General features: G+C 36.0%; 2 protein-coding genes. One reads left to right on the forward strand and one right to left on the reverse strand.

What is annotated here, in order from left to right; all coding sequences use genetic code 11:
* Positions 1 to 2: 2 nt before the first annotated feature.
* Positions 3 to 908, forward strand: a complete 906-nt coding sequence (locus AC1DUW_RS26915) for a LysR family transcriptional regulator (RefSeq protein ID WP_477643940.1) — start codon at positions 3 to 5, stop codon at positions 906 to 908.
* Between the two features lie 381 nt (positions 909 to 1289).
* Here AC1DUW_RS26915 and AC1DUW_RS26920 read toward each other — a convergent pair whose 3' ends face one another.
* Positions 1290 to 1937 carry a lysozyme family protein gene (locus tag AC1DUW_RS26920; protein WP_477643941.1) on the reverse strand — a complete coding sequence of 216 codons (648 nt, stop codon included), beginning with the start codon at positions 1935 to 1937 and terminating at the stop codon, positions 1290 to 1292.
* Positions 1938 to 2051: the final 114 nt, after the last annotated feature.

Raw genomic sequence — 2051 nt, forward strand, 5'->3', positions numbered from 1 at the left:
TYATGTACTATGATGCTTTAAAAACTTTTGTGACCCTTGTAGAAGTCAAGAATTTTACAAAAACAGCAGAAATGCTTCTTATGTCACAACCAAGTGTTAGTTTGCACATAAAAAAATTAGAAGAAGAGTTCCAAACTAAATTATTTCTCCGCTCTCCTAAATTCTTAAAAGTCACTTTAACAGGAGAAATTCTTTATGATCGCGCTAAGCAAATGATCACAATCTATGAACAGACCAGACAAGACATTCAAGAACATGATAAATCTATAAAAGGAGAATTAAAAATAGGAGCAAGTTTTACAATCGGCGAGTATATATTGCCTTCTTTACTTATTGACCTTCAAAAAGACTTTCCGGAACTTGAACTTCAAGTTGTAATTGGAAACACAGAAGAAATCGTACAATCAGTCAGGTTATATCAAGTAGATATAGGTTTAATAGAAGGTCAAACAAATGAAAAAGAACTTTCCGTACACGCTTTTTTGCAGGATGAGTTATTTATAGTTTCTTCAAACAATCATAAACTCGCTTGTAAAGATGAAGTTACGATTGCTGACCTTCAGAATCAAGCATGGATAACCAGAGAAGTGGGATCAGGTACACGAGAATATCTTAACCACTTCCTTCGTTCAAATGGTTTGAAAGTTAAATCGCTTCTTACCATAAGCAGTAATCAAGGGATTAAAGAAACACTTAYAAAAAATAGTATGGGGCTAACTCTCTTATCCCGTAGTGTCATTGAAAGAGACATTCTGCATAAGACTCTTTCAATTATACAGTTGAAAAATGAGTCCTTTAACAGAACGCTTTCCTACGTGTATTCCCCCATTATGGTAGATAAAAAGAACGTGAAAACATTTATATGTGCATTAAACAAAAAATGGCCTGACAAAATCAAATCAATATAATGATTAATACAAAATTGGGTCATATGATCCCGACATATAGCAGGATCTCACTTTCGGCGTTGCCACGAAGCATATCCTTAGATAAAACGCTCATAATATCAAATACAACCGAGCTAGATTGTTGTTTATGTTTACCCCTCTAGTACGTACTTTTTGAATTAGGTAATGTTGTCGTGCTCTTTCTTCAATGATGCTTCTACGATACCGAACAAGCTTTCAATAGTTCTCGCTCATATCGACATGGACTATAACCAGATGTTAAAAGTCCATGTCCGAGGTGCTGAGCACTCAGATTATAATCGGTTTTTAAATCTAAAAATGTATAGGATCAAATTTGATGAACTGAAAACACAGGTGAGTCCGTTAAGATGCTTCACCTATTTACTCTCCATTTACATGAGTAGGTACACTATCTGCAAGTTCATCAATGTACTTAGCTACCTTTGCACTATATGAAAAGTCACCGTAGCAATATGGATATCGGAAATTTCCTTTGTCGCCTCCGCAATCATAAAGCGTAGGATTCTTTTCAACTTGGAGCATCGAGAACTGCTTCGCTAGCTCTTCAGTATGCTTCCCTCCTGCATTTGCAATGTAATCAATATAACCAATTCCCATATTATAAGATTGAATAATTGTAGAGAAATCCACGTTCTTTTCATTCCCATATTTGATAATCCGCTGGAAATGTTTCACTCCATACCTGATGCTTTCGGTAGGATCGGTAATTGTATTTGGATCGAGTCCCGCCGATTCAGACGCCTGCATTGGATCACCACCCCGCCCACGATTTTCCTGCTGCATAAGGGCTATCAATGTCGATGTGTGCTCCTCAAGCCCATATTTTGCTAACTCATCGTGCAGAACGTTGCTATACTTTTTCACATTCGCAAACGAATCAGGTGGATTCACTGGTGTGAAGACATTTCCCCCAATTGAAATTTCCATGACCTGCTTCATGAGCAAAAATACAAAAAGCAGGATAAAGATTACAAAAATAGCGTTTGATTTCTTCCGTTTCCGCTTCACATTCTCTCCCCGTTATCTCTAGTTTATTTATTTATATTTTAACAAATAGTAAGAGTAATAACTATTTAGAATACCAAAATCTATTATAACGATATAGTATCCATATACAATTGG

The organism is Peribacillus sp. P4_C12 (genome assembly GCF_056402095.1).